General features: G+C 57.6%; 27 protein-coding genes and 1 tRNA gene. 18 read left to right on the plus strand and 10 right to left on the minus strand.

Annotated features, from left to right (window positions below):
* Nucleotides 1-123: 123 nt before the first annotated feature.
* The 5 genes from secF to queA form a co-directional block, all read right to left on the minus strand.
* Nucleotides 124-1,038: a protein translocase subunit SecF gene (gene secF / locus HX855_RS12735; RefSeq protein ID WP_177083512.1), complete on the minus strand. Its 915-nt coding sequence runs from the start codon at nucleotides 1,036-1,038 to the stop codon at nucleotides 124-126.
* Nucleotides 1,039-1,047: 9 nt separating this feature from the next.
* On the minus strand, nucleotides 1,048-2,919 hold the full coding sequence (secD, locus tag HX855_RS12740; RefSeq protein ID WP_177083510.1) for a protein translocase subunit SecD: 1,872 nt from the start codon (nucleotides 2,917-2,919) through the stop codon (nucleotides 1,048-1,050).
* 62 nt (nucleotides 2,920-2,981) lie between these two features.
* Nucleotides 2,982-3,320 carry a preprotein translocase subunit YajC gene (gene yajC / locus HX855_RS12745; protein ID WP_076017553.1) on the minus strand — a complete coding sequence of 113 codons (339 nt, stop codon included), beginning with the start codon at nucleotides 3,318-3,320 and terminating at the stop codon, nucleotides 2,982-2,984.
* 43 nt (nucleotides 3,321-3,363) lie between these two features.
* Nucleotides 3,364-4,479, minus strand: coding sequence for a tRNA guanosine(34) transglycosylase Tgt (gene tgt, locus HX855_RS12750; protein ID WP_177083622.1), 1,116 nt, complete (start codon nucleotides 4,477-4,479; stop codon nucleotides 3,364-3,366).
* 5 nt (nucleotides 4,480-4,484) lie between these two features.
* Nucleotides 4,485-5,534 (minus strand): tRNA preQ1(34) S-adenosylmethionine ribosyltransferase-isomerase QueA, encoded by a 1,050-nt coding sequence (gene queA, locus HX855_RS12755; protein ID WP_177083508.1) that lies wholly within the window; start codon nucleotides 5,532-5,534, stop codon nucleotides 4,485-4,487.
* 108 nt (nucleotides 5,535-5,642) lie between these two features.
* Here queA and HX855_RS12760 point away from each other — a divergent pair.
* The 3 genes from HX855_RS12760 (at nucleotide 5,643) to HX855_RS12770 (ending at nucleotide 6,883) form a co-directional block, all read left to right on the plus strand.
* Nucleotides 5,643-5,727: transfer RNA gene (locus tag HX855_RS12760), tRNA-Leu, on the plus strand.
* 94 nt (nucleotides 5,728-5,821) lie between these two features.
* Nucleotides 5,822-6,151: a hypothetical protein gene (locus HX855_RS12765; RefSeq protein ID WP_177083506.1), complete on the plus strand. Its 330-nt coding sequence runs from the start codon at nucleotides 5,822-5,824 to the stop codon at nucleotides 6,149-6,151.
* Nucleotides 6,152-6,262: 111 nt separating this feature from the next.
* Nucleotides 6,263-6,883 carry a LysE family translocator gene (locus tag HX855_RS12770; RefSeq protein ID WP_177083504.1) on the plus strand — a complete coding sequence of 207 codons (621 nt, stop codon included), beginning with the start codon at nucleotides 6,263-6,265 and terminating at the stop codon, nucleotides 6,881-6,883.
* Between the two features lie 42 nt (nucleotides 6,884-6,925).
* Here HX855_RS12770 and HX855_RS12775 read toward each other — a convergent pair whose 3' ends face one another.
* On the minus strand, nucleotides 6,926-7,561 hold the full coding sequence (locus HX855_RS12775) for a LysE family translocator (protein WP_003210319.1): 636 nt from the start codon (nucleotides 7,559-7,561) through the stop codon (nucleotides 6,926-6,928).
* A 157-nt stretch (nucleotides 7,562-7,718) separates the two neighbouring features.
* On the opposite strand from HX855_RS12775, the gene HX855_RS12780 reads away from it, so the two are divergent.
* Nucleotides 7,719-8,087, plus strand: a complete 369-nt coding sequence (locus tag HX855_RS12780) for a PH domain-containing protein (RefSeq protein ID WP_010176876.1) — start codon at nucleotides 7,719-7,721, stop codon at nucleotides 8,085-8,087.
* A 150-nt stretch (nucleotides 8,088-8,237) separates the two neighbouring features.
* On the opposite strand, the gene HX855_RS12785 is transcribed toward HX855_RS12780, so the two are convergent.
* Nucleotides 8,238-8,525 (minus strand): DUF3077 domain-containing protein, encoded by a 288-nt coding sequence (locus HX855_RS12785; RefSeq protein ID WP_177083502.1) that lies wholly within the window; start codon nucleotides 8,523-8,525, stop codon nucleotides 8,238-8,240.
* 705 nt (nucleotides 8,526-9,230) lie between these two features.
* On the opposite strand from HX855_RS12785, the gene HX855_RS12790 reads away from it, so the two are divergent.
* Both HX855_RS12790 and HX855_RS12795 read left to right on the plus strand, forming a co-directional pair.
* Nucleotides 9,231-10,556, plus strand: coding sequence for an AAA family ATPase (locus HX855_RS12790; RefSeq protein WP_177083500.1), 1,326 nt, complete (start codon nucleotides 9,231-9,233; stop codon nucleotides 10,554-10,556).
* A 10-nt stretch (nucleotides 10,557-10,566) separates the two neighbouring features.
* The gene (locus tag HX855_RS12795; RefSeq protein ID WP_177083498.1) at nucleotides 10,567-11,445 is read left to right on the plus strand and encodes a DUF4435 domain-containing protein; all 879 of its coding nucleotides are present in this window, start codon (nucleotides 10,567-10,569) and stop codon (nucleotides 11,443-11,445) included.
* A 132-nt stretch (nucleotides 11,446-11,577) separates the two neighbouring features.
* Here the strand turns inward: HX855_RS12795 and HX855_RS12800 are convergent, their stop codons facing one another.
* Nucleotides 11,578-12,045: a helix-turn-helix domain-containing protein gene (locus tag HX855_RS12800; protein ID WP_177083496.1), complete on the minus strand. Its 468-nt coding sequence runs from the start codon at nucleotides 12,043-12,045 to the stop codon at nucleotides 11,578-11,580.
* A gap of 317 nt (nucleotides 12,046-12,362) precedes the next feature.
* On the opposite strand from HX855_RS12800, the gene HX855_RS12805 reads away from it, so the two are divergent.
* Genes HX855_RS12805 through HX855_RS12815 form a run of 3 tightly spaced genes read left to right on the plus strand, consistent with a single transcriptional unit; the run spans nucleotide 12,363 to nucleotide 14,384 of the window.
* Complete coding sequence (locus HX855_RS12805) at nucleotides 12,363-13,499, plus strand: colicin E3/pyocin S6 family cytotoxin (RefSeq protein ID WP_177083494.1); 1,137 nt, start codon at nucleotides 12,363-12,365, stop codon at nucleotides 13,497-13,499.
* Nucleotides 13,496-13,720 (plus strand): hypothetical protein, encoded by a 225-nt coding sequence (locus HX855_RS12810; RefSeq protein ID WP_177083492.1) that lies wholly within the window; start codon nucleotides 13,496-13,498, stop codon nucleotides 13,718-13,720. The genes HX855_RS12805 and HX855_RS12810 overlap by 4 nt, the downstream gene beginning before the upstream one ends.
* Nucleotides 13,721-13,760: 40 nt before the next feature.
* Nucleotides 13,761-14,384 (plus strand): DUF3916 domain-containing protein, encoded by a 624-nt coding sequence (locus tag HX855_RS12815; RefSeq protein WP_177083490.1) that lies wholly within the window; start codon nucleotides 13,761-13,763, stop codon nucleotides 14,382-14,384.
* 37 nt (nucleotides 14,385-14,421) lie between these two features.
* Here HX855_RS12815 and HX855_RS12820 read toward each other — a convergent pair whose 3' ends face one another.
* Nucleotides 14,422-15,795 carry an ATP-binding protein gene (locus tag HX855_RS12820; RefSeq protein WP_177083488.1) on the minus strand — a complete coding sequence of 458 codons (1,374 nt, stop codon included), beginning with the start codon at nucleotides 15,793-15,795 and terminating at the stop codon, nucleotides 14,422-14,424.
* Complete coding sequence (locus HX855_RS12825; protein WP_177083486.1) at nucleotides 15,792-16,454, minus strand: response regulator; 663 nt, start codon at nucleotides 16,452-16,454, stop codon at nucleotides 15,792-15,794. Before HX855_RS12825 ends, HX855_RS12820 begins: the two co-directional genes overlap by 4 nt.
* 147 nt (nucleotides 16,455-16,601) lie before the next feature.
* Between HX855_RS12825 and HX855_RS12830 the strand changes: the two genes are divergently transcribed.
* The 9 genes from HX855_RS12830 (at nucleotide 16,602) to phnX (ending at nucleotide 25,753) form a co-directional block, all read left to right on the plus strand.
* Nucleotides 16,602-16,868 (plus strand): PepSY domain-containing protein, encoded by a 267-nt coding sequence (locus HX855_RS12830; protein ID WP_177083484.1) that lies wholly within the window; start codon nucleotides 16,602-16,604, stop codon nucleotides 16,866-16,868.
* Complete coding sequence (locus HX855_RS12835; RefSeq protein ID WP_177083482.1) at nucleotides 16,868-17,413, plus strand: cytochrome b/b6 domain-containing protein; 546 nt, start codon at nucleotides 16,868-16,870, stop codon at nucleotides 17,411-17,413. The genes HX855_RS12830 and HX855_RS12835 overlap by 1 nt, the downstream gene beginning before the upstream one ends.
* Before the next feature lie 38 nt (nucleotides 17,414-17,451).
* Nucleotides 17,452-18,705, plus strand: a complete 1,254-nt coding sequence (locus tag HX855_RS12840; protein ID WP_177083480.1) for an exo-alpha-sialidase — start codon at nucleotides 17,452-17,454, stop codon at nucleotides 18,703-18,705.
* Complete coding sequence (locus tag HX855_RS12845; RefSeq protein ID WP_177083478.1) at nucleotides 18,705-19,304, plus strand: hypothetical protein; 600 nt, start codon at nucleotides 18,705-18,707, stop codon at nucleotides 19,302-19,304. The genes HX855_RS12840 and HX855_RS12845 overlap by 1 nt, the downstream gene beginning before the upstream one ends.
* Nucleotides 19,304-21,322, plus strand: coding sequence for an LTA synthase family protein (locus HX855_RS12850; protein ID WP_177083476.1), 2,019 nt, complete (start codon nucleotides 19,304-19,306; stop codon nucleotides 21,320-21,322). Before HX855_RS12845 ends, HX855_RS12850 begins: the two co-directional genes overlap by 1 nt.
* 125 nt (nucleotides 21,323-21,447) lie before the next feature.
* A complete protein-coding gene (gene psrA, locus HX855_RS12855; protein ID WP_177083474.1) occupies nucleotides 21,448-22,539 on the plus strand; it encodes an iron-containing alcohol dehydrogenase PsrA in 1,092 nt (363 codons plus the stop codon).
* 93 nt (nucleotides 22,540-22,632) lie between these two features.
* Nucleotides 22,633-23,928 (plus strand): MFS transporter, encoded by a 1,296-nt coding sequence (locus HX855_RS12860; protein WP_177083471.1) that lies wholly within the window; start codon nucleotides 22,633-22,635, stop codon nucleotides 23,926-23,928.
* A 36-nt stretch (nucleotides 23,929-23,964) separates the two neighbouring features.
* Nucleotides 23,965-24,837: a LysR substrate-binding domain-containing protein gene (locus tag HX855_RS12865; RefSeq protein WP_177083469.1), complete on the plus strand. Its 873-nt coding sequence runs from the start codon at nucleotides 23,965-23,967 to the stop codon at nucleotides 24,835-24,837.
* A gap of 88 nt (nucleotides 24,838-24,925) precedes the next feature.
* A complete protein-coding gene (gene phnX, locus HX855_RS12870) occupies nucleotides 24,926-25,753 on the plus strand; it encodes a phosphonoacetaldehyde hydrolase (protein ID WP_177083467.1) in 828 nt (275 codons plus the stop codon).
* Nucleotides 25,754-25,789: the final 36 nt, after the last annotated feature.

Here is a 25,789-nt window from a genome sequence, read left to right on the forward strand (position 1 = left end):
GTGAACCTCCTGACCATCACAAACGGACCGAACGATCCGCGCTATACCCAGCCTTGGAGCAAAAAAAAAGGCGCGAGTTCAATACTCGCGCCTTCTTTGTAACAGCGTATCAACAATCGCCCATCAAGGGCGGTCGTCGACCTCCTTGCCGGTGCTGGCAGGAGGGATCAGGTCTTCGCTGTTGAGGTTCAGCCAGATCAGTACCACGTTGGCGATGTAGATCGACGAGTAAGTACCCGCCAGCACGCCGATGAACAGCGACAGCGAGAAGCCCCACAGGTTATCACCACCAAATACCATCAGCGCCGTGATCGCCAGCAAGGTGGAGATCGAGGTCGCCATGGTCCGCAGCAGGGTCTGGGTGGTGGAGATGTTGATGTTCTCGATCAACGTCGCCTTGCGCAGCACCCGGAAGTTCTCACGAACCCGGTCGAATACCACGATGGTGTCGTTGAGGGAGTAACCAATGATCGCCAGCACCGCCGCGAGCACTGTCAGGTCGAAGGTAATCTGGAAGTAGGCCAGGATACCCACAGTCACCACCACGTCGTGGATCAGCGACACAATGGCGCCGACCGCGAACTTCCACTGAAAGCGGAAAGCCAGGTAGATCAGGATGCCGCCCAGCGCCATCAGCATGCCGAGGCCGCCCTGGTCGCGCAGCTCTTCACCCACTTGCGGGCCCACGAACTCGACGCGCTTGACGGTCGCCGGGTTGTCGCCACCCACCTTCTGCAAGGCCTCGGCTACCTGGTGACCCAATTGCGGGTCTTCGCCCGGCATACGCACCAGCAGGTCGGTGGTTGCACCGAAGCTCTGCACGATAGCCTCGTGGTAACCGGCCTGACTCAGCTCGGTACGCACCAGGGTGACATCGGCCGGCTTCTCGTAGGTCAGCTCGATGAGCGTACCGCCGGTGAAGTCCAGACCGTAGTTCAGGCCCTTATGGAACCAGCTGAACAACGCCAGAACGGTAAGGAGCACGGTGAAGCCGAACGCAACGTTGCGAACGCCCATGAAGTTGATTGTACGTAACATGGCAGCCCCTTAAATCCACAACTTCTTGAAGTCACGCCCGCCAAAGATCAGGTTGACCATTGCGCGGGTCACCATGATGGCCGTGAACATCGAGGTAAAGATCCCGAGGGACATGGTCACCGCAAAGCCTTTGACCGGGCCGGTACCCATGGCAAAGAGGATGCCACCCACCAGCAACGTGGTCAGGTTGGCGTCGAGAATCGCGGTAAATGCCCGGCCGAAGCCTTCGTTGATTGCCCTTTGTACGGTCATGCCGGCGGCGATTTCTTCACGAATCCGCGAGAAGATCAGCACGTTGGCGTCCACCGCCATACCCATGGTGAGTACGATACCGGCGATACCCGGCAGGGTCAGCGTGGCCCCCAGCAGCGACATCAGGGCCAGCAGCAGCACCATGTTCACACCCAGTGCAACGGTGGCAATGATGCCGAAGAAGCGATAGATGGCGATGATGAACAGCGACACGAACAGCATGCCCCACAGGGAAGCATCGATACCCTTGGTGATGTTGTCAGCACCCAGGCTTGGGCCGATTGTGCGCTCTTCGGCGAAGTACATCGGGGCCGCCAGACCACCGGCACGCAACAGCAGCGCCAGTTCGGACGACTCACCCTGGCCATTCAGGCCGGTGATACGGAATTGAGCACCCAGCGGCGACTGGATGGTCGCCAGGCTGATGATCTTCTTCTCTTCTTTAAAGGTCTGTACCGGTACGTCTTTCTCGACACCGTCGACCAGCTGCTTGGTGTAGGTGGTCACCGGGCGCTGCTCGATGAAGATCACCGCCATGCTGCGACCCACGTTGCTGCGGGTAGCGCGACTCATCAGATCGCCACCATGGCCATCCAGGCGGATGTTCACTTCAGGCGTACCGTGCTGCGAGTCAAAACCGGCCTTGGCGTCGGTGACCTGGTCACCGGTGATGATCAAACCACGCTCGATCAGTGCAGGCGGACGATTGCCTTCACGGAACTCAAACTCCTCGGCAGTAGCGCGGGTAGCACCCGGCTCAGCGGCCAGACGGAATTCCAGGTTGGCTGTTTTACCGAGGATGCGCTTGGCTTCAGCGGTGTCCTGCACGCCCGGCAACTCAACCACGATGCGGTTGGCACCCTGGCGCTGAACCAGCGGCTCGGCCACACCCAGTTCGTTGACCCGGTTACGCACCGTGGTCAAGTTCTGCTTGATGGAGTATTCACGGATTTCCGCCAGCTTGGCCGGGGTCATCGCCAGACGCAGTACCGCCTGACCATTGAGGTCGGCCGGAACAATGTCGAAATCGTTGAAGCTCTTGCGGATCAGTGCACGGGCCTGTTCGCGGGTCGCTTCGTCAGCAAAACCCAGCTGGATGGCACCATTGAGCTGCGGCAGGCTGCGATAACGCACCTTCTCTTTACGCAGCAGGCTCTTCACATCGCCTTCGTAGACTTTCAGGCGAGCATCGATGGCTTTGTCCATGTCCACTTCCAGCAGGAAGTGCACACCACCGGACAAGTCCAGACCCAGTTTCATAGGGTGTGCGCCAATGGCACGCAGCCATTTTGGCGTGGTCTGTGCCAGGTTCAGCGCAACGACGTAGTCATCACCCATGACCTTGCGCACGACGTCTTTGGCCGGCAATTGGTCTTCTTGCTTGGTCAGGCGCAACAAGCCGCCCTTCGCATCAGCAGCCAAGGTTGCCGCTTTAACCTGGATACCCGCGTCAGTGAGCGCTTTGCTCGCACGGTCCAGATCAGCCTGATTGACCTGCAGCGTAGTGCTGGCACCCGTAATCTGGATCGCGGGGTCATCAGGATAAAGATTGGGAGCGGAATAAATAAAACCGATCGCCAGCACCGCCAGGATCAGTACGTATTTCCACAGAGGGTATTTGTTCAGCATCACGCCGCCCGCTTATAACGCGGGGCGCCTTGCGCGCCCCGTCGATTGGTAAAGGTTGGAACTTAGATCGCTTTGAGCGTGCCTTTTGGCAGCGTGGCGGCGATGGCGCCCTTCTGGAACTTCATTTCTACGGTGTCGGAGACTTCCAGAACCACGAAAGCGTCGGACACTTTAGTGATCTTGCCGGCGATGCCGCCCGTGGTCACGACTTCGTCGCCTTTCTGCAAGCTGCCCAGCAGGTTCTTCTGCTCTTTGGCGCGCTTGGCCTGTGGACGCCAGATCATCAGGTAGAAGATGACCAGGAAGCCGACCAGGAAAATCCACTCAAAACCACCGCCCAAAGGGCCAGCAGCGGCCGGTGCAGCGGCATCAGCCATGGCATTAGAGATAAAAAAGCTCATTTAGCACTCCAGTTGCAAATAGTGAATCTTAGGGTCGGAAAACTCAGTCCAAGGGCGGCACGGGCAGCCCGCGCTTGGCATAGAAGGCATCGACGAAGGCGGCCAATGTACCCTGTTGAATAGCCTCGCGCAAACCAGCCATCAGGACTTGGTAATGCCGCAAATTGTGGATGGTATTCAACATGCTACCCAGCATTTCCCCACACTTGTCCAGATGGTGCAGATAAGCACGGGAGAAATTCTGGCAGGTGTAGCAGTCACAGGTGGGATCCAGCGGCGATTCATCATGGCGATGGAACGCGTTACGGATCTTCAGCACGCCTGTATCGATGAACAGATGCCCATTGCGGGCATTACGGGTTGGCATCACGCAATCGAACATGTCCACACCGCGGCGCACACCCTCTACGAGATCTTCCGGTTTGCCAACGCCCATAAGGTAACGAGGTTTTTCAGCCGGCATCAGGCCCGGCAGGTAGTCCAGCACCTTGATCATCTCGTGCTTGGGCTCGCCCACCGACAAACCGCCGATGGCCAGGCCGTCGAAGCCGATCTTGTCCAGGCCTTCCAGCGAGCGCTTGCGCAGGCTTTCATGCATGCCGCCCTGCACGATACCGAACAGGGCAGCCGTGTTATCGCCATGGGCATTCTTCGAACGCTGGGCCCAACGCAACGACAGCTCCATCGACACCCGCGCCACATCTTCATCGGCCGGGTACGGCGTGCATTCGTCAAAAATCATCACGATGTCCGAGCCCAGGTCACGCTGGACCTGCATCGACTCTTCCGGCCCCATGAACACCTTGGCGCCGTCAACCGGAGAGGCGAAGGTCACGCCCTCCTCCTTGATCTTGCGCATGGCGCCCAGGCTGAACACCTGGAAACCGCCGGAGTCGGTCAGGATCGGGCCTTTCCACTGCATGAAATCATGCAGGTCGCCGTGTTTCTTGATCACTTCGGTGCCCGGGCGCAGCCACAAGTGGAAGGTGTTGCCCAGGATGATCTCGGCGCCGGTGGCGACGATATCCCGTGGCAGCATGCCCTTGACGGTGCCGTAGGTACCAACCGGCATGAACGCCGGGGTCTCGACGGTGCCCCGCGGGAAGGTCAGGCGACCACGGCGGGCCTTGCCGTCGGTGGCCAGCAGTTCAAACGACATACGACTCATAAAGTTCCCTCTGGGCCGCGTGGCGCCGGGTTACGGGTGATAAACATCGCATCACCGTAGCTGAAAAAACGGTACTCGTTAGCGATGGCGGCTTGATAAGCGGCCATGGTTTCCGGGTAACCGGCAAATGCCGACACCAGCATCAACAGCGTGGATTCCGGCAAATGGAAGTTGGTGACCAGGCAATCGACCACGTGGAACGGGCGGCCTGGAAAGATAAAGATATCGGTGTCGCCACTGAAGGGCTTCAGCACACCCTCGCGGGCTGCACTTTCCAGGGAACGCACGCTGGTGGTGCCCACGGCAACAACCCGTCCGCCGCGGGCCTTGCAGGCGTGAACCGCATCCACCACGTCCTGGCTGACTTCCAGCCATTCGCTGTGCATGTGATGGTCTTCGATGTTATCCACACGCACCGGCTGAAACGTGCCGGCCCCCACGTGCAAGGTCACAAAAGCCGACTCGATGCCCTTGGCGGCAATCGCTTCCAGCAACGGCTGATCGAAATGCAGCCCCGCCGTTGGTGCAGCCACGGCGCCCAGGCGCTCGGAATACACGGTCTGGTAGCGCTCGCGGTCAGAGTCTTCGTCCGGGCGGTCTATATAAGGAGGCAACGGCATGTGGCCGACGCGCTCCAGCAGCGGCAACACTTCCTCGGCAAACCCCAGCTCGAACAACGCATCGTGACGGGCCAGCATTTCAGCTTCGCCACCGCCATCGATCAAGATCTTCGAGCCCGGTTTCGGCGACTTGCTGGAGCGCACATGGGCCAGCACACGATGGCTGTCCAGCACCCGCTCCACCAGAATTTCCAGCTTGCCGCCGGAGGCTTTCTGGCCAAAAAGGCGAGCCGGAATCACTCGGGTATTGTTAAACACCATCAAGTCGCCCGGGCGTAAATGCTCAAGCAAATCAGTGAATTGACGGTGTGCGAGGGCACCACTGACCCCGTCCAGGGTTAGCAGTCGACTGGCGCGACGCTCGGCCAAAGGATGGCGAGCGATCAGCGAATCAGGGAGCTCAAAAGTAAAGTCAGCAACGCGCATGATGGGGTTCGTCTAGCAGGGCCGGGAAGTCTAGCGGAAATAGTGAAAATTGACCATGAAACGTGATTGACCAACGGTAATCTCATCTCTATACTTCGCCGCCATTGAGCCCTGATGGCGGAATTGGTAGACGCGGCGGATTCAAAATCCGTTTTCGAAAGGAGTGGGAGTTCGAGTCTCCCTCGGGGCACCATCTTAAAAAAAGACCTTGAAATTCAAGGTCTTTTTTTTCGCCTGCAGGAAAGTGATGATGGGCGGGCGAACACGAGAAAAGAGGAACCCTGACCGTGGAACTGACGCTGGAAGCTGTAGCGCTTTTTGCTCTCAAGTTGGTGTATGAGACAGAAGGCGCGAGCCCGATTCTGCGGGACGACCTGGTCATGGACGGCTATGAGCGGGAAGTGTTTGGCTTGCTGGTGCGCCAGGGCGATATCAATGCCATCCAGCATAAGATCGACGAGTGCCTGGCGTTAGCGCTCCAATCCCTGGGCGGCGCACACACCGTGATGGGCCGCGAGCTGCAACGGCTCGCGGAGGATGTGCGCCAAGCGACGACACTCGAAGAACTCAATGCCCCGCTCAACGCACTTAAGGATTACCTGAAGGCGATCCTGTAAAGCGGTCGGCTTTGGGCGCACATCAAAGCTACTGACCCTGCCTTTTCAGATACCAGAAACCGGCCAGCGTAAGTTATCTTGGGCTCCGTCCAAAACGCCTGAGCACTTTCAATGAACACCTCCACGCTTATCCTCTATACCTCAAGCTGCTTGATTGGCGCGCTGATTCCTGGCCCGACGTCCCTCTTGGCGATGTCCAACGGGGCAACTCGAAATATTCGCAAGGTTGCCGTCGGCATGGCGGGCACTGCCCTGTCGGACATTTTGGTGATTGCCGCTGTAGGGCTCGGCCTTGGCGCGATGCTAATGGCATCGCATGAACTGTTTGTGGTGCTGAAATGGATAGGCGTTTGTTATTTGGCATGGCTGGGCGTGCAGCTTTGGCGCAGCAACCCGCCCGCCCTCAACGAGTCAAGAATCGATACCCGTGTAGCCACCGGCGAAGTGTTCTGGCGCAGTTTTTCTGTGGCCATGACAAACCCCAAGGTGTTGTTGTTCTTCACGGCGTTTCTGCCCCAGTTTATTGATCCGAGCGAGCCGACTCTTCCTCAATACGCTGCACTGGCGGTCATCTCCGCCGGAGTGGATGTAGCCGTGATGGCGCTTTACGCCACGGGGGGCGGGCAAGCAGCAAAAATCCTCACCCAAACCGGGATGAAGCGTTTGAATCGATGCTGCGGGGCCGCCATGTTGTCACTGGCAGGATTTTTGGCGCTGTACCGCAAGGCCTGACTGACGCAGGTCCCTGAGCGCCCACAGAGATCGGGCCAGGACTTACCGCCGCCCTTCCACCGCCATACGTACGGCCAGGCCCATCAGCACCGAGCCCATCAACCAGCGCTGTACGGTTTGCCAGACCGGTTTGCGGATGAAAAATCCCGCGATCGAGCCCGCCATAAGAGCGATCAGCCCGTTGACGCTCACACTGATCATGATCTGCGTAAAACCCAGTACCAGGGATTGCGAGAGCACGCTGGCGTGGCCGTTAGGGTCAATGAACTGAGGCAGCAACGACAAATACATCACCGCCACTTTGGGATTCAGCAGGTTGGTGACAAAGCCCATCATGAACAACTTGCGTGGGCTGTCCTTTGGCAAATCCCGCACCTGAAACGGCGAACGGCCACCCGGCTTGACCGCCTGCCAGGCCAGGTACACCAGATACAACGCCCCGCCGAGCCGCAGCGCGTCGTAGGCATAGGGAACCGCCATCACCAACGCGGTGATACCCAATGCCGCGCAGAACATATAGACGACAAAACCCATCGCAACGCCGCCCAAGGAAATCAGCCCGGCCACTCGCCCCTGGCAGATCGACCGCGAAATAAGGTAAATCATGTTCGGGCCGGGCGTCAGCACCATCCCGAGCGAGATCAGGCCATAGGCAAGCAGGCTGGACAGTTCGGGCATGGGGTAGCTCCTTGACGAGGTAAAACTTTGTAATGGCCGGCGGGTTGTTGGCGCCATGGTAGGGCGATAAAAGAGAGGCCGTTAGATACAGATCCACGAGTAAAACGTCATACACCGGCATAGGCGTTTACCGCACCACTCACCCAAGGAAAGGCACATGATCGACTTCAACAACAAAGGCTTCTTCAAGCTCAAGCAAAACAACGAATACGCCGAGCGCGTATCGTCCTTGCTGCTGGATGATGAGCAGGTGATCGATTCCTACAAGGCCATGCGCGACGGCGTGGTGTTCACCACCAAGCGCATCATCGCGGTGAACGTGCAAGGGATTACCGGCAGCAAGAAAGACTTCACGTCCCTGCCGTACAAAAACATCGTCGCGTATTCGGTGGAAACGTCCGGGACGTTTGACCTGGATTCGGAGCTGGAGATTTACTTTTCGGCGGTGGGGAAAGTGAAGTTTGAGTTTACGGGGAAGACGTCGATTGTGGAGATATCGAAGGTAATTTCCAGGCATGTGCTTTGACCTGCCGAAGCCATCAAACGCCTAAAAAAAGACCTCGAATAACGAGGTCTTTTTTTCGCCTACGGAAAAGTATTCCTGGATGGACTCAATCAAATGTGGGAGCTGGCTTGCCTGCGATGACGTCCTCCCACACCCTGCAAAACCACCTACCTACTCAACCGCCCCATTCGGCAACATCCCGTTCGCCAAATCATCCACCACCGCCTTGGCCATCTCCCCCAAATAATGCGACGCCCACGCATAGCGATCGACGCCTTTCTCCATGGCTGCATCCAATGCCAACATCTTTGAACAGTGAAGCAAGACAGACGCGTGCTCCAAGGCATCGCGAATCGGCACACCGGAATTGACGCGGAAAAGATGGTGGAAATCCGGCGAAGCGCCGCAGGTGGAAAAGGTGATGACACCGAGGGTTTTGTTGAGAGGCGGGTTGATCATTGGCCACCTCTGGTATGAGCCGGGGTGGGGATTGCAGAACAGCAGAGGTACGAACAAATGCTCATGGGCTTAGCTCCTAATGTCGAAAGAGCTGCCATATTCGTTATCAGGCGAATAAGGGTGGCAGCTGTGCGCAGGCTGATAAACCGGGACAATAGGAACCCGGCAGGTCCGAAGACCTCCCGCGCACAGCCGCCATAACACGGCCGTACGGACGCAAAAAAAGCGTCGGCAATGGTGCTGGAGACGCTTTGTGCGCCTATTGTTCCACGGGTTATCAGGCCCGGTCACTGAATTTGCAGTGACTACGCAAAGGTAGTCGGAGCCCGTCGGCGTGAATACCACACCTTTGTGGCAAAAAATTTCTAGCACGATGACAAGACCAAAAATCAGTGGTTTGACATTCAGAAACCGCTCTGGTCAAAAAACAATGTTGAGGCTTTTCAACGCCGAGACAAAGTGCCACTATCGGCCAGGTCCATTTTCGCCCCGTTCTGAGAGAACGCCATACGTATAGAAAAATGCGTTCAACATGATTAGCAGACCCACCCAAACAACAACTAAAACGCTATAACAATCAAAATCTTATAATAATTAAAATACAAAAACCCAATCAATGACACAACCTAATCAAGCTAAAAATTCACACAATAAAAGTTTAAAAAATCAAAACTTAATTGAAACAGTGCATCAGGGAAGAAACACATGAGAATAATGAAATTTTCAGCAAAAAAAGTCCATGACTTCTACAACTTTGACTTTAACTTCAAAGAAGACATTAGCTTTTTAGTAGGTATAAATGGCAGCGGGAAAACGACAGCCCTTCGCTTAATGCAAGCCTCACTCTCAATCGACCTATCTACGCTACTATCAATAAACTTTGAAAAACTAAGCATAGAAGTTGAGAGCGAACGAAAGCGATATAGACTTGACATATCGCAAACTAAAGAAAGAATGATATTCAACCTCAACGACACTCGCTTCCACTTTGAAAATGTGACTAGATTTGTTGGAGCAGGAAAGGACATATCAAATGCATCCATGCAAGAATATATAGAAAATCACCGACTTGAGTTAATCCAATCTGGAGGATCAACCTTACAACATTTTATCTCCGGTGCTCGCCCGTTATTTTTAGGGTTAGAACGGAGAATGGGAAGATACGACGACGAAGTCCCACTAACTAGCCACTGGGTATCAGAAACGTGGAGAAAGGATGGTCACGCACGAACATTCAAAAGACCTCAAAGAGAAACCTTAGAGGGCCTTGAAAACTGCCAGCGACTTGTTGAAAAAGCTTATATGCAGTATCGAAAAGCAAGTGACGGACGAGTCGATCGGCTTTCAAACATTGTCATCGAGTCAACTTTTGAATACATAGAATTTGATCCAAAAATGCTAGAGGATCCAGCAAAAAATCCTTATGTAGAATTACGGGTACTACACCAGCGCAAAGAAGAAATTGAGAAATTTGTAAGACAGCTTAGTGGTTCTGAAAAGGTAGTAGCACAAATTGAGAGTTTCTTTACAAAAATGTCACAAGTAGTTGATGAGGCCAAGACACAAAAAGAGCTATGGAGCTTTGAGTGGTTCCTGAACATGGCGCAGATACAACGCATTCGTACAATTCTTACAGAAATGGATAGACAGAAGAAATTTGCAGAACGTTTTTATGCTCCCATTAAAGAGTTCTGCGACACAATAAATACCTTTTTAAGACAATCGGGCAAAGAGCTAACAGTAGACTCCGTAGGAAAAATAAAAATTGTTCAAGGTGGAAAATATATAGATTTACTAACCTTATCATCGGGAGAAAAACAATTATTAATCTTATTAGCTCATGCTCGTTTTGGTTCCACTAAAAGTAGCACCTTCATCGTTGACGAACCAGAACTATCGCTCCATATGCACTGGCAAGAAATGCTTGTAAATGCATTACTAGAAGGAAATAAAGGCAACCAGTTCATTTTCGCAACTCACTCTCCGGAAATAGTTGGATACAGAACTGATAACTGCATTCAAGTAAGCTAAGGAGCGTGATATGGAACGAAGCGCAGCAGCAAAATATGCGGCCTCGGTTTTTTACGAAGGATTTAACGACTTTGACATATACGTTGAGGATACAGCGCCGGGGTATACAAAAATATTTGCATCTATACTCTCGAGAGCAATTTCCAATAACGTCACCCTTGAAAAAATTTTTGCGCTCGGTGAAAGATCCAATGTATTAGATGCTGCAAACAAGAGACTTTCATCAGACTCTGAACGCAAGGCAGTTTACATAGTGGACGGGGATTTATTTCTTCTAGCCGGGGAGCGCGAACCACTGCCAAAAAATGTAATTGCACTTCCTAGATACTGCATCGAAAACTTTCTAATAGACGAATCAACACTGATCAGTATAATGGATGAAGAGCATTGCTCTATAACACAAGATGAGTTAGCGAGAAGATTTGATTACTCCGGTTGGATATCGCGTTCGACCCCTATACTTACTTCGTTATTTCGGACTTTCGCAGCGGCGCACTACCTACGCGCGGGGATACCGACAGTCGCCAGAGGATATACGTCAGTATACATGGGCGATAATGGAGAGTTGAATATAGAAAAAGCAAAACAAACAGAACAAGAAGTCATAAACTTACTGACCGAAAAATATGGGACCAGGGAAGTGAACCTAGCATTACAACATGTAGATGATAAAATAGAACACGACAAGTGCTTTATAACAACTTATGTATCTGCAAAGGACTTTACCTTACCACTTTTAATGATTCGAGTAAGAGCACTAACCGAGACCAAAGCAAAAAACATTAATTTAAAAATGAGAATATCAAAAAACTGCTCACTAGAACCTTTTTCAGACGTCGTAAATAGCATTAAAATAATAATTGGAACCCCGAATTTTCCGCACAATTAAATTTTACAGTATATATCAAACTGCTTGAGAGACCACGACTAAGTTGCGAATACATTCAAGTTAGTGGTGGTCTCACCTTTTATCACAATATAAAGAACACAGGCAGTGACCTCATTAAAGGCGCACATCTCATCACTTGTACCCTTCTTCCAACTCCTGCGCCTGCTGCGCTAACGCATCCATTGCCTCCTGACTTTCATCCTCACGCCGCTGCTTGAACGCCATCAAATCAGAAAACCGTATCCGCCGATGCCGTCCGGTTTTGGTGAATGGAATAGCGCCCTCCTCCAGCATTTTCACCAAATGCGGCCGTGAGACGTTGAGCAGGTCGGCAGCTTCCTGGGAAGTCAGTTCAGCGTGGACAGGTACAACCTTTACGGCATTACCAATGGCCAACTCACCCAGGATATCGACCAGCAGGCGCAGCGCTGAGGTAGGCAGCACCAGCGAATGAGGCTTGTCTTCCTTGTCGAAGATGTCGATACGCTGGGTCTCAAACTTGGTCGACAGTAGAGACGCCAATTCTCGCTGGCCTTGTACAGCGGCTTCGACTTCCTTTTCCAACGGTAGGACGGTTTTGGGGAGATGGCTGGCAATCATGATTTCGCTCCGGCAAGTACTCAACTGAGTGGGAGCAACGCTAGACGAAATAAACGAAAATCGCAATAAACGAAACGACCGCCAGTCAGTACGCTGTTCTTCAGCAAATGAGGACAGGTGGCGACTCTACTGACTCGTCGTACTCCGGGACACGGAGGCCATGATTGGGAATATCGTAAATTTGCTGCTCGCAAACTGCAGCGCGATTGTCGCTGTTGATCTGATGACTTTTCCCACACTTCCCATCGAACAACGAGAATTTCAGGTTCTTCTCAGCTCTCATAGGCTCGCTTCCTTGCACAGGGAAGTGAGTCGTCATGACAGAGCGCGCGTATCCGATTACCGAAGAAGAACAGCTGAAGCGGCGAATTCTGACGCCGCAGCCTAAGCAGATTCCGTATTCACCGTTCATTGATTTGTATGAAGCGCCCCCTGCGCCATCGCCTGAACCTACAAGGATCCCAGGCCACGTATTCGCCAAGTCCTGCCAACTACCCGACGGGATCATCAGCTACAACAACCCCACCGGTTATATGCCGCTTGAGCTGATCAAGGACTACGGCCACTTCACGTTGTTAGGCGGGCGAGAGGTAGATAGCCACGGCGGCGTGTCCCTCAGAAAAATCAGTGGTAGTGCCCTACCCGTCGGACTTGGCCAGCTTGTACTGCGCACAGCGGCGTTGGAGTCCGCGGCTACGGCGGTCGGTGCCGCAGCCGGGAGTTTGCTTGCAGGGTTGGTGGCGCTGGCCTGGCCGTCGGAGCTTGGCGACAGTGCGCTCTATAGCGAAGAGCAGCTTCGTCACCTGCAAAAAGCCCGCTCGCGGATGCGTTTGCATATCGAGCAACGCGCCGATGGGACGCTCAAGGGGTATGGGTTTTATACCGGCAAAAATGCCGACTGGCAGATGATCGATGTAGTGCAGTTTCAGAGTCGTGACAGTCAGTTCGTGGCGGATCTCGGCGAGGGAGTTGAGCTGATTTGGACGCCGGCCATTGATCCTGGCGACACCCTTGGCATTCCGGCATTGGAGGCTGCGCCGCAAGCACCGGTGATGTGGATCTACCCGCCGACTGAGGCGGCCGAGCAGATTCTGGTGAATCCGATTTATCCGCCGGAGTATCGGGATTTTATTCTGGTGTTTCCGGTGGAGTCGGGGGTTAGGCCACTGTATGTGGTTGTAAGCGTTCGACCGGGTGATCATATGTACCACCCAAAACCAAAATTTTTGCCCGCATTCCCCGATGCTGTTCGTGCACCGCCCAAAACAGGAATAAAGGGCGGAGGAGGACTCAGACCCCGTTGGAAAGAAGGAAATAGCTACATTTATGAATGGGACTTCGAACGAGGAAAGGTCGAAAAATATAACCACCGAGGGAAACACTTGGGCGAATTCGACCCGATAACAGGCGAACAAACCAAAGACGCAGACGATACGCGAAGGATAGAGCCATGAGGCACTTGATATATGTGGTACCCACTGGAAGCGACGAAATCTCGGCTGAAATCTACCTCAACGTGAAAGCTGAAGATTTGCGACCCATCATGGGCTGGCAGACAGAGAGTGACGGCGTCTACGACTATCTGCTTACAGCGAAACAGATCAAAGACATTGAAGACCTCACTTCACAAGCTTTTCCAAAAAATGCGTCGCTCTACCTCGCCTGTGACGAGTGAAACCAATCTCAACATTAGAAACAAAAGAAGGTCATAGCTCATGCGTCGTCTTGCACTCTCAGACAAAAAACTCCGCAACATCCCCAGGCGCCTGCGCGCAATCAGCCGATGGGCAGACAGTTTCGAAGGCTGGTTTTTAGCAGACTTCCCGGTGAGGCGAGGATTTGAAAACTTCAAAATCCCCGTCATTGAAACCCTCGTAGAAGGCAAGCAAACCACCCCGGCGATCCAGGCACACTGCGCGCAGCAATTGATCAACGCCGCCGCTCACCTGATCCAAGCCCGGCCCGATGAAGCACCTGAATGCTGGGTCGTAGCAGCCATTCTGGTGCCCGACATGTTCTCAAGCGAAGTCTGCGTCTACATCGATAAAAGCCGCTACCTCGGCTCTACCCTGCCCTTCGAATACGACTATTTTCGCCAAACCCGTATTACCGGCAGAAGCCTTGCTAATGAATGGGGTCTGATCGTCCCACCGGGGATCCAAGAGGTGGGTTTTCACTTCATCCACGAAGATGAGGACGGAGAACAGTTTGAATCTGAGCATTGGTATTTCGGCGAGGTCAGTTCATCGGATGAAGATCCGGGCGGCGATCGCTGGAAGTACAAGACGTTCAAAGCATTCCAGGCGGAGCACCCGCATTTATTCAGCACGGCAACATAGTCTTGCGGCAACCGCCGTGCTTCCAACGACGGCCTTTTCAAACCGCTCCTTCGGTAAAACTCAACCGCGCACACAACCCACCCACCTCCCGGTTATACAACTCCAACCGCCCCCCAATCCTCCCCACGATCATCTGCACAATCGCCAACCCCAACCCTGCTCCATTCGCATTCCCACGGCTGTAAAACCGCTCAAACAACCGCCCAATCTCCCCTTCATCAATCCCCGGCCCCGCATCTTCCACACACAGCTGCACCACTCCCGAATCCGTCCCCCGCACCATCACCCTCACTTCACTCCCCGCCGGCGAGAAATTCAGCGCATTGGTCACCAGGTTCTGCAGCGCAATCGCCAACGCTATCGGGTCCGTTTCAATCCAGCATTCCTCATCCCCTTCCAGCACCAACTCAACCCCTTTCTCCATCGCCAGGGGCGTCAGTTCCGCAAGCTCTTCGCGCACCAACTCCGTCAACGACACACGCACGCGAACGGTGTTGTTCAACTGCGGCTCAATGCGCGCCATGGTCAGCAGTTGGCTGCCAATACGCGTCGCCCGATCCACGCCATTGACCAGGAAGTCCAACGCCTCTCGCCGCTGCTCCTCCGTCCCTGCGCTCTGGGCGTTCTGTGCATGAATGCGCAATATCGCCAACGGCGTGCGCAACTCATGCGCCGCATCCGCAATAAACCGACGCTCCCGCTCCAGCAGGTCGTCCACCTGCACCAACAACCGGTTCAGCGCGGTTTGCATCGGTTCCAGGTCTGTGGGCAATGGCTCAAGCTGCAGCGGTCGCAAGGTCTCGCTGTCCCGCCCGCGTATGGCCTGGGCCATGGCGCGCAGGGGGTTGAGGCCCCAGCCAATGGTCAGCCAGATCAACAGCGCCAGCAGCGGTACGCCAATCAGGATGGGCCAGAGGGTGTGGCGGATGATGCGCTGGATCACGTCCTGGCGAATGTCGTCGCGCTCGCCCACCCAGATCAGCAGGCCTTGCTGCATGTCGGCGAGCATGAATGCGCACCAGTCATTGCCGTTGTCCATCAGGTCGTGGGGCCCAAGGGTGGTGGGCGGGGCGTTGAGGATAGGCGCGTCGGTGGAGCGCACCAGCAGTTGGCCGTCGGTGCGCCATACCTGGAAGGTCAGCCGGGTTTCGTAAGGGTGCGCGGCGCCGTCTTCGCCGACGCGACTCATGGCCTGGTCGAAGGCCTGGTAGAGGCGCTCCCAGTCGGCATCGCCGGGGTCGCGCTGGCGCAGTACGCCTTGTAGCAAGCGCGCGCTTTGGGCGAGTTGGGCGTCGTAGACTTCTTCGATTTCGTGGTGGCTGTCCCGCAGCACGAGCCAGCTGATCAGGCCATCCCCCAGCAGGATCAGCACCAGTACCGGGATGAGAATGCGCGCGCGGACCGAATTCATGGTTTGAGTTCCACCACATAGCCTACGCCGCGCACGGTGCGGATCAGTTCGGTGGAGAGTTTTTTGCGCAGGTTGTGGATAAGGACTTCGAGGGTGTTGCTTTCGACGCGGTCCTGCCAACCATAAAGCGCGCGGGACAAGCGTTCGCGGGTGACGACTTTGCCGGGGCGCACCATCAGTTGGTGGAGCAGTTGGTATTCCATCGGCGTGACCACGATATCCTGGCCTTGATAGCTGACTTGTTGGGTCGCCGGGTCCAGGCTCACGCCCGCATGCTCCAGCAAGGGCTGCGCACGGCCCTGGCTGCGGCGCAACAGGGCGCGCACGCGAGCCTTGAACTCTTCGACATCGAAGGGTTTGACCAAGTAGTCATCGGCGCCGGCATCCAGGCCGGCGATACGCTCGGAAGTGCCGTCGCGGGCGGTGAGGATCAGCACCGGCAGGTCGTATTGCTCGGCGCGCAGGGTTTGCAGGAGCGTCAGGCCGTCGAGGCGCGGCAGGCCGAGGTCGAGCAGCAGCAGGTCGAAGCTTTCGCTGCGCAGCGCGTGCAAGGCGCTGACGCCATCCTCCAACCAGTCCAGGGTGTAGCCCTCAGCACCCAGGGCCACGCGGATCCCCTGGCCGAGGGCACGATCATCTTCGACGAGGAGCAGGCGCATAGCGGATTCTCTGTAGGAAACGGCGGCATCATGACGGGTTCTCGTGATGGCTATTTCGAGAAAGATGTTACGGGCCGTTGCCAACTAAGCTTTCGCTAAGGTTGGTTTTGCACAGTGAAATCTCCCACATCTGCTGAGAGCATTTCCATGCGTAAAATTCTCCTGCTGTCGCTGATTATTGCCAGCCCCCTGGCCATGGCCGGCCCGCAATGCACCACTGCCGAGCGCTCGCAATGGCAGGACCAAAAGGCTTTTCAGGACCAACTCAAAGCCCAGGGTTACGAGATCAGCAAGTTCAAGGTCACCGATGGCAACTGCTACGAGATCTACGGCTTTGACAAGGACAAGCGCAAGGTCGAGATCTACCACGATCCCGTCACCGGCAAGGCCGTGAAGACTGAGATCAAGGGCTGATGCCAGCAACCTCCCTGCGCCTCTGGGACCCGGTGGTGAGGGTGTTTCACCTCTCCATCGCCGGCGTCTTTGTGGCCAATTACTTCTTCAACGAAGCCGGCGACGACTGGCATGTGTGGCTGGGCTATTACGCCATGGCCTGGTTGCTGGTGCGGTGGGTGTGGGGATTTGTCGGGCCGCGCAGCGCACGCTGGGCGGATTTCTGGCCGACGCTGGAACGGCTCAAGGGCCATGTACGTTCACTGCTCAACCGCCAACCGCTGCACCGCCTGGGCCACTCGCCCCTTGGGGCGCTGGTGATGATTCTGATGTTGCTGGCACTGCTGACCCTCGGCGTCAGCGGCTTTTTGATGCAGGAAGTCGACGCCCTGTGGGGCGCCGATTGGCCGCTGCTGTTGCACGAAACCGCCGCCAATGTGCTGGCCGGGCTGGTTGGCGTGCATGTGCTGGCGGCGGTGTTTGAAAGTATCCAGGTGCGGGACAACCTGCCGTTATCCATGCTCACCGGCCGCAGGAGGCGCCTGCCGGATGACCGTGCGCAGTAATCCTTTTTCCCGACAGGTTCTCTATGCGCCCGCTTTTCATGATCTGCAGTCTGCTCGTGGTATTTTTCGCCGCCTGGCAAAGTCATCCGCCCCACGTGTTGGCGCCGTTTGCCCTGCCCGCCAAGGACACGTCCCCGGCAGCGGCCGCCCCGCAATACAGCAGCCGCTTCGTCTCCTCCCAGCTCAATGACTTTGTGCATTCCTCCTCCGTCACTGCCCTGCCCGGCGGCGACCTGATGGCCGTGTGGTTCGCCGGCTCACGCGAAGGCGCCGCCGATGTGCAGGTACGCACCGCGCGCTTTGATGCCAAAAGCGCCGAGTGGGGCCCGGAGCAGGTACTTGCCACCCGCGAAAGCACCCGCGACGGCACCCACCGCTACATCCGCAAGCTGGGCAACCCGGTGATCGCCCTGGCGCCGGACAATCGCCTGTGGATGTTTTACGTCTCGGTGTCGGTGGGCGGCTGGGCCACCAGCGCGATCAACGTGATGGTCTCGGACGATCTCGGGACGAACTGGTCGGCGCCTCGGCAACTGATCACCTCGCCATTTTTCAACATCAGCACCCTGGTGCGCGCCGCGCCGGTGTTCCATGCCGACGGCTCCATCGGCCTGCCGGTGTACCACGAGTTCATGGGCAAATTCGCCGAGTACCTTTACCTGAGCGCCGACGGTGCGGTGGTCGACAAATTCCGTATCAGCCGTGGGAAGAATTCGCTGCAACCGACCATTGTCCCGCAGGACGGCCAGCGTGCCATCGCCATGCTGCGCTACGCCGGCGAGACCCATCACCGGGTGCTCGCCAGCCGCACCGAAGACGCCGGCCAAACCTGGAGCGAGCCATACCCGCTGGAGCCGTCCAACCCCAACTCTTCGCTGGCGGCCGTCAGCACCGAAGGCGACGGTTTGCTGGTGGCCCTCAACGACCTGCAAGATGGTCGCTTCAAGCTCAGCCTCTACGGCACCGATGCCAACCTCAACCAGTGGCGCACCGTGGTGGAACTGGACCAGTCCCCCGACCCGCTGGGCCAACCCTTCTCCCCCGAGGCCTACAAGGAAATCATCGGCGAAGGCTTCCGAGAGTCCAGCGGGGCCCGGCGCCTGCCCCTGGAACAACGCTTTCTCAGCAGCCTGGATTACCGGGTATGCAAACCCCGAGGCTGCGATTTCGAATACGAGTACCCGTACTTCAGCCGCAGCCCGGACGGCATGTACCACTTGGTGTACTCGTGGAATAACACCTTTATCAAACATGTCAGCTTCAACGAAGCCTGGCTGTCGGAGCGCCTGTGATGGTTTCTGAATGGCAAGCGCATTTGAGTTTTGTGCTGTTGGGTTTCGTGCTGCTCAGCCTGTTGCGCATCACAACACCCTGGCGCCCATGGCTGCTGCCGGTGTTGGTGGTGGTGAGTTTTGTCCCGGTCAACGAACTGCCGTTGGCGGCCTATGTGCGCAGCTTCACTGATGACTTGGCCATCAGCACCCTGGTGCTGTTGGCGTGGGTCACCCTGTGCCGCCTGGGCGTGGTGCAGCCACTCCAGCCCCCGCAGAAGCTCCAGGTGTTGCTGATGTTTGGTGCCCTGAGCCTGGTGCTTTACCCGGCGACGATGGGCCTGACGTATTTCGACCCCTACCGCTGGGGTTTCAACCCTCGGCCGATGATTGTGCTGATAGGCATCGCCGCACTGCTGATGCTCTGGCTGCGTAATACCTTGGCCGTGTGGATGCTTGCGGCGGGCACCCTGGCGTTCGCGCTGCGGCTCAAGGCCTCGGAAAACTACTGGGACTATCTGATCGACCCGTTGCTGACAGGCTACTGCCTGGTGGCCGGGTTGTGGATGCTGGCGATGGCCGCCTGGCGCCCTCTTATAAAACTGCACAGAGGTCAATGATGGGATGGTTGCACTCGCGCCGCCTGCGCTACGGCGTGGGCGCGATCGGTTTGGTATTTGCGTTGCTGGCGGCACTGCGGCTGGTGTTTGTACTGGGGTTTTCCGGGGTCGATCCCAGGGAACCCGCACTGCTGGAAACCTTCGGGATCGGCCTGCGTTTCGACCTGCGCCTGGCGGTGCTGATCCTGCTGCCCCTGGCCCTGCTCGCCTGGCTACCGCGCTGGAACCTGTTGACCGTGCCCGCCCTGCGCTGGCTGGCGCGGGGTTACCTGCTGCTGGCGCTGGCGATGGTCGGGCTGGTGTACATCATCGACTTCGGCCATTACGCCTACCTCGGGGTGCGCATCAACGCCACGGTGCTGCGTTACCTGGAAGACGCGCAGATTTCCCAGCAGATGGTGTGGGAAACCTATCCCGTGCTGTGGATAACCTTGAGTTGGCTTACGGCTGTTTGCCTGTGGACCTACGCCCTGGTACGCCTCGAGCGCATTACCCTGGATGGCGAACGCAAACCTATCGGCAAGCTGGCCATTGCATCCGTGGCCACCGTCGGCGTGATCGCGGTGTTGCTGGCCTTGCTCGGCCGCGTCGCCAACCTCAATCTGGAAAACCCGGTGCCCCTGCGCTGGAGCGATGCGTTCTTTTCCGGTAACAACCAGATCGCCGCCGTGGGCCTCAACCCGGTGCTGTTCTTGTACGACACACTCAAGGTTGGCCAGTCGCAATTCGATGAAGGCAAGGTGCGCGAGCATTACCCGCAAGTCGCGAATTATCTGGGAGTCAGCCAACCCGATCCCGAGCAACTGAACTTCGCCCGCGAACAGGCCGTGCAACCTTATCGGCTCAAGGGCGAGCGCCCGCCGAACGTGATCTTCGTGATGCTCGAATCCCTGGGCACCAGCGCCGTAGGCGCCTACGGCAACCCTCTGAACCCCACACCGAACCTCGACAAACTGGCGAAAGAAAGCTGGTTCTTCAAGCACTTCTACGTGCCCGTCACCGGCACCGCCAAAACCGTGTGGGCAAGCATTACCGGCGTGCCCGACGTCACACGCCGAGAGACCGCCACCCGCAACCCGCTGATCACCCGGCAACACACGCTGATCAACGCCTTCGAAAATTATCAGAAGCTCTACATGATCGGCGGCAATGCCGGCTGGGCGAACATCAACGCCCTGATCCGCCAGAGCATCGACGGCGTGACACTCTATGACGAAAGCCACTGGCGCTCGCCACGGGTGGATGTGTGGGGCGTGTCCGACCTGGACCTGTTCAAGGAAGGCGACGAACTGCTGCGCGCCATTCCCAAAGACCAGCCGTTCTTCGCCTACCTGCAAACCTCCGGCAACCATCGCCCGTTCACCATCCCCAAGCACAACGACGGCTTCGTGGTGCATGACCTCACCGTGGAACACGTCCAGGCCGCAGGCAGCCGCAGCGTCGAGCAATACAACGCCGTGCGCCTGCTGGACTTCAACATCGGCCGCCTGATGGAAATCGCCAAGGCCGGGGGTTACTACGACAACACCATCTTCGTATTCTTCGGCGACCACAACACCCGCATCAGCCAGATCCCGCACATGGCGCCAGCGTTCGAACAGCTCGGCTTGGAAAGCAACAACGTACCGATGATGATCCATGCACCCGGCCTGGAACCCCGGGTGATCGAAGAAGCGGTCGGCCTGGCGGACTTGCTGCCCACGGTCGCCGGCATGGCGGGCATACCGTTCCACAATGGCGCCATGGGCCGCGATATCCAGCAACCTGCGCCGGAAGGCGAGCGGGTGGTGCCGCTGGTATTGCGCGAGGGCACGTTCCCGCTGATCGGCGGTGTAACCAAGGACTTCCTGCTGCAGATGGAGCACGACGGCAGCTCGCCCACCCTGCATGACCTGGCGTCACAAACGCCGAGGGACGATGTGGCTCAGCAGTACCCCGAGGAGTTTCAGCGGTTGCAGGGGCTGACCCGTGGCCTGCACGAGAGTGCGCGGCTGATGTTGTTCAGAAACGTTCGTTAAAGATACCCGCGGCAGGGCCGTACTATCGGCCCAGCCAATCCATCCCCCCGATCTATCGATTTGAGGTCCCTCTCCCCCTCCCCGACTATGGCGGCACTTCCGATAACAAAAACCAGGAACCCGCCATGACTGCCCGATTCCACAACCCGGTAGACACCCGCTTCGGCTGGGGCTGCCTGCAAGAGCTGGCCACCCTCACCGCAGGCCAGAGCGTCGCCCTCGTGACCTTCCCCGAAGCCCGCGGGCTCGGTTTGGTAGACCGCATCCAGGCGTTGCTGGGTGAGCGCCTGGTGTACGTGATCGAAGACGTGCAGCCCAACCCCGACGTGGCGCAACTGCGCGACACCTACGAGGGTTTCTGGCAGCAGGCCGGTGATTGCCAGGTGGTGGTTGCCGTCGGCGGGGGCAGCGCGATTGATACGGCCAAGGCGTTGATCGTCGGCACCGAATCCGGGAGTTTCGACGAGTTGTTGGCGCTGCTGGCCACCGGAAAGCCTTTCGTCCCGGCGCGCCACAAGCAATTGATTGCCGCACCGACCACGGCGGGCACCGGCAGCGAAGTCACGCCATGGGCGACGATCTGGGACTCTGCCAGCCTCAAGAAGTATTCGCTGCACCTGGACTGCACCTGGCCGACAGTGGCGATCATCGACCCGCAGTTGATGCTGACGGTACCGGGTGGCGTCACCGTCTCTACCGGCCTGGACGCCTTGTCCCATGCACTGGAGTCGATCTGGAATATCAACGCCAACCCGGTCTCGGACACCTTCGCCATCTCCGCCATCGAAGACATCCTGGAATGCCTGCCGCGCTTGCGGCGTGATCTCGGCAATCAGGAGTTACGCTCACGGATGGCGTTGGCGGCACTGAAAGCCGGCCTGGCTTTTTCCAATACCAAGACCGCCCTCGCCCACTCCATCTCCTATGAGATGACCTTGCACCACGGCCTGCCCCACGGCATCGCCTGTTCCTTCACCTTGCCGCTGGTGCTGGGCCTGGCGTGGGGGCATGACGCCGCACGGGACCGCACCCTGCAACGGGTATTCGGCACCGACCTGCGCCAGGCCCAGGCGCAGTTGCGCGACTTCCTCCACAGCCTGGACGTGAAGACCGAATTTGCCGACTACGGCGTGAGCGCCACCGAGGCCGAAGCGATGATCCGCTTCGCCCTGCAAGGCGCACGCGGCAAGAACTTCATCGGCGCACAAGCGGCCTAGACTCTTCGTAATTCGGTCGTTTCCTGTTGCACCTCTCAAGAGTGCCCCCCGGCGGCTGCGGTCGCCAGGGCGAATAACAATAAGGAAAACATCATGAATCGTGCACACGTGCTGCCTGTTCCTGCCGTCCGTACTTCGTCGTTCCGCGTTGCCCAGTGGCGCATGCTGCTGGCAGCTATGTTTTGCTATCTGTTTTTCTACACCGGCCGCCAGACCTTTGGTTTTGCCATCCCCGGCATCCAGGCCGAATTCGGCCTGACCAAGGAAACCCTCGGCTGGGCCTCGGCCGCCATGCTCTGGTCGTACGCGATTGGCCAGGCCATCAATGGCAACCTCGCCGACAAGTTCGGCGGGCGCCGCATCATGACCCTGGGCGCGGTGCTGTCCTGCGCGGCCAACTGGGTCACCAGTTTCGCCAGCGGCTTTGCCGGGCTGATCCTGCCGTGGGGCATCAACGGTTACTTCCAGGCCCTCGGTTGGGCGCCCGGCAGCCGGCTGATTTCCAATTGGTGGAGCGCCGGCGAACGCGGCAAGGTGTACGGTTTTTATGTGTTCGCCGCCGGATGCGCCTCGGTCCTGTCGTACGTGACGTCGATCGTGGTGCTGGAAGTGTTCCAACTGGAATGGCGCTGGATCTTCCGCCTGCCGGTGCTGTTGATGCTGGCCGGCGGCATCATTTTCTACCTGGTGGCTCGCGAACGACCTCAGGACCTGGGCTTCGAACCCCTGGCCGACACCGGCGTGGCCAATGCCGACGACAAAGCCCATGAAGTGGCCCATGGTGAAGTTGAAACGTCGGCGCAGCGCTACAAGGCCGTGCTGAAAAACCCGCGCCTGATCATTGCCGCCCTCTCCCTGGGCTTCCAGAACGCTGCCCGCTACGGCCTGATCGTCTGGGTACCGGTGCACTTCCTGGGGGCCAACTGGAAAAGCGGCGACAGCCTGATCGATCCCAAGTGGATCACCGTGGCCCTGCCGGTGGGCATGGCCATTGGCGCCCTGAGCAATGGCTGGGTCTCGGACAAGCTGTTCGGTTCCAAACGCTACCTGGCGATCATGCTGTACATGTTCCTCGGCGCCGCCACCAGCCTGTGGATGTGGAGCCTGCCGCCCCATAGCGCCATCGGCCTGGTGGCGTTGTTCCTGTGCGGGTTCTTTGTGTACGGGCCGGCGTCGAGTTTCTGGGCGCTGTGCCCGGACCTGGTCGGCGCCAAACGCGCAGGCACGGCAACGGGCGTGATGAACTTCTCCTCCTATCTGTTCGCCGGCCTGGCGGAACCGTTGATCGGCGGTATGCTCGACAGTACCGGCAATACCTCGCTGATCTTTATCGTCGTGACCTCGGCCTGCCTGTGCAGTGCGGCGGTGGCCTTGTTTATCCGACGTTGATGACCGACCCGGCGGACCTCAGGAACAGGACTTTTTATGTACCAGTACCACAAGTGGCTGCGCTCGTTTCATGCGGTGGCGAAGACCGGCAGTTTCACCCTCGCCGCCGAGTACCTGAGCGTCGGCCAGCCGACCGTCAGCGAGCAGGTCAACGGGCTGGAGAAGCAGTTCTCGGTGGAGCTGTTCCACCGTCGCGGGCGGTTTATCGAGATGAGTGCGGCCGGGCACGCCCTTTACGGGATCACCCAGGGGCTGTTCGGCCAGGAGGATGAAGCCATGCAACTGTTGCAGAGTTTCAAGCAGCGCAAGACCGGGCTGTTGCGCCTGGGCGCGGTGTCGCCGCCGATCGCGATGAACCTGACCTACGAGCTGATGCAGCGCCACCCGGACATCGAACTGGAAACCTCGTTTTCCCCGGAAAAGGAAACCCTCGACCGGCTGTTCAACTTCGACATCGACGTGGCGATCCTGGCCCTTTCGGAATTCAACCAGCGCTTTGATACCCAGCTGTACCGGCGCTATCCGATTATTGCGGTGGTGCGCGATGACCATCCGTGGGCACAACAGGAAGCCGTGCACGTGGAACAGATCAGCCACGAAAAATGGGTGATGCGCGAGAAAAGCTCACGCACCCGGCAACTGGTGGAAGAACGCTGCAAGCGCCAGGGCATCGCAGTGAACTGCGTGATGCAACTGAACAGTCGCGAAGCCATCGTGCACGCGATCACCAAGGGCATCGGCATCGGCTTTGTGTCCGCCGTGGAATACGCCGAAACCCCGGGCACCACGCCGATCACCTTCGTCGACCATCCGTTTTTCATCGACTACCACCTGTGTTGTCTGGGCATCCGGCGCAACCGACCGATGATCGCAGAGCTGTTCGAGGCCAGCCCGATCCCGGCCACCTGATCGCCTTCCCCGTTTAACCCCTCACCAGGCGCTTACCTCTACTCCGGCAGAGGGACGGCCTGCTCACACCTGAAAATGGAGACTTGCCATGCACTACCAACAACCTTCCACGCTGCAAGCCGTGGTCCTGGATTGGGCCGGCACCGTTGTCGACTTCGGCTCCTTCGCCCCCACGCAGATTTTTGTCGAGGCGTTCGGCGAATTCGGCGTTGCCGTTTCCCTGGAGGAAGCCCGCGGCCCGATGGGCATGGGCAAGTGGGACCACATCCGCACCTTGTGCAACCTGCCGCAGATTGCCGAGCGTTATCGGGCGGTGTTTGATCGCCTGCCCACCGACGAGGATGTCACGGCCCTCTACGAGCGCTTCATGCCGTTGCAGATCGAGAAAATCGCGCTGCATTCGGCGGTCATTCCCGGCGCCCTTGAAGCGATCAACACCCTGCGCGACCAGGGCTTGAAGATCGGCTCCTGCTCGGGCTACCCGGCGGTGGTGATGGCCAAGGTGGTCGAACTGGCGCGGCAGAACGGCTACGTCGCCGACCATGTGGTGGCGACCGACGAAGTGCCCAACGGGCGGCCGCACCCGGCGCAGGCACTGGCCAATGTGATTGCGCTGGGCATCAGTGATGTGGCCGCGTGCGTGAAGGTCGACGACACCTGGCCGGGAATCCTGGAAGGCCGCAGCGCAGGCATGTGGACGGTGGCGCTGACCTGTTCGGGCAACGCGCTGGGGTTGACCTATGCGCAATACAAGGCGCTGCCCGCCGCAGAACTGGCGCAGGAGCGAGCCCGTATTACCCGGATGTTCGAGGGCTCGCGGCCCCATTACCTGATCGACACCATCGTCGAACTGCCGGCGGTGATCGACGACATCAATGCGCGTTTGGCGCGTGGGGAAACACCGCAGGGTTCTTGACAGGCCGACGGGGTCAGCGTGCGCTGACCCCGCACC

It is taken from the genome of Pseudomonas sp. IPO3778, from assembly GCF_013386825.1.
GTDB lineage: Bacteria > Pseudomonadota > Gammaproteobacteria > Pseudomonadales > Pseudomonadaceae > Aquipseudomonas.

Bases quoted from the DNA above. Each gene is read 5' to 3' on its own strand.
- yajC (WP_076017553.1), bottom strand. From the start codon at position 3,320: ATGAGCTTTTTTATCTCTAATGCCATGGCTGATGCCGCTGCACCGGCC.
- HX855_RS12860 (WP_177083471.1), top strand. From the start codon at position 22,633: ATGAATCGTGCACACGTGCTGCCTGTTCCTGCCGTCCGTACTTCGTCG.
- secD (WP_177083510.1), bottom strand. From the start codon at position 2,919: ATGCTGAACAAATACCCTCTGTGGAAATACGTACTGATCCTGGCGGTG.
- secF (WP_177083512.1), bottom strand. From the start codon at position 1,038: ATGTTACGTACAATCAACTTCATGGGCGTTCGCAACGTTGCGTTCGGC.
- HX855_RS12845 (WP_177083478.1), top strand. From the start codon at position 18,705: ATGGTTTCTGAATGGCAAGCGCATTTGAGTTTTGTGCTGTTGGGTTTC.
- HX855_RS12835 (WP_177083482.1), top strand. From the start codon at position 16,868: ATGCCAGCAACCTCCCTGCGCCTCTGGGACCCGGTGGTGAGGGTGTTT.
- HX855_RS12850 (WP_177083476.1), top strand. From the start codon at position 19,304: ATGGGATGGTTGCACTCGCGCCGCCTGCGCTACGGCGTGGGCGCGATC.
- HX855_RS12825 (WP_177083486.1), bottom strand. From the start codon at position 16,454: ATGCGCCTGCTCCTCGTCGAAGATGATCGTGCCCTCGGCCAGGGGATC.
- HX855_RS12820 (WP_177083488.1), bottom strand. From the start codon at position 15,795: ATGAATTCGGTCCGCGCGCGCATTCTCATCCCGGTACTGGTGCTGATC.
- tgt (WP_177083622.1), bottom strand. From the start codon at position 4,479: ATGTCGTTTGAACTGCTGGCCACCGACGGCAAGGCCCGCCGTGGTCGC.
- HX855_RS12815 (WP_177083490.1), top strand. From the start codon at position 13,761: ATGCGTCGTCTTGCACTCTCAGACAAAAAACTCCGCAACATCCCCAGG.
- HX855_RS12840 (WP_177083480.1), top strand. From the start codon at position 17,452: ATGATCTGCAGTCTGCTCGTGGTATTTTTCGCCGCCTGGCAAAGTCAT.
- HX855_RS12780 (WP_010176876.1), top strand. From the start codon at position 7,719: ATGATCGACTTCAACAACAAAGGCTTCTTCAAGCTCAAGCAAAACAAC.
- HX855_RS12785 (WP_177083502.1), bottom strand. From the start codon at position 8,525: ATGATCAACCCGCCTCTCAACAAAACCCTCGGTGTCATCACCTTTTCC.
- queA (WP_177083508.1), bottom strand. From the start codon at position 5,534: ATGCGCGTTGCTGACTTTACTTTTGAGCTCCCTGATTCGCTGATCGCT.
- HX855_RS12800 (WP_177083496.1), bottom strand. From the start codon at position 12,045: ATGATTGCCAGCCATCTCCCCAAAACCGTCCTACCGTTGGAAAAGGAA.
- phnX (WP_177083467.1), top strand. From the start codon at position 24,926: ATGCACTACCAACAACCTTCCACGCTGCAAGCCGTGGTCCTGGATTGG.
- HX855_RS12805 (WP_177083494.1), top strand. From the start codon at position 12,363: ATGACAGAGCGCGCGTATCCGATTACCGAAGAAGAACAGCTGAAGCGG.
- HX855_RS12865 (WP_177083469.1), top strand. From the start codon at position 23,965: ATGTACCAGTACCACAAGTGGCTGCGCTCGTTTCATGCGGTGGCGAAG.
- HX855_RS12795 (WP_177083498.1), top strand. From the start codon at position 10,567: ATGGAACGAAGCGCAGCAGCAAAATATGCGGCCTCGGTTTTTTACGAA.
- HX855_RS12775 (WP_003210319.1), bottom strand. From the start codon at position 7,561: ATGCCCGAACTGTCCAGCCTGCTTGCCTATGGCCTGATCTCGCTCGGG.
- HX855_RS12770 (WP_177083504.1), top strand. From the start codon at position 6,263: ATGAACACCTCCACGCTTATCCTCTATACCTCAAGCTGCTTGATTGGC.
- HX855_RS12830 (WP_177083484.1), top strand. From the start codon at position 16,602: ATGCGTAAAATTCTCCTGCTGTCGCTGATTATTGCCAGCCCCCTGGCC.
- HX855_RS12790 (WP_177083500.1), top strand. From the start codon at position 9,231: ATGAGAATAATGAAATTTTCAGCAAAAAAAGTCCATGACTTCTACAAC.
- psrA (WP_177083474.1), top strand. From the start codon at position 21,448: ATGACTGCCCGATTCCACAACCCGGTAGACACCCGCTTCGGCTGGGGC.
- HX855_RS12810 (WP_177083492.1), top strand. From the start codon at position 13,496: ATGAGGCACTTGATATATGTGGTACCCACTGGAAGCGACGAAATCTCG.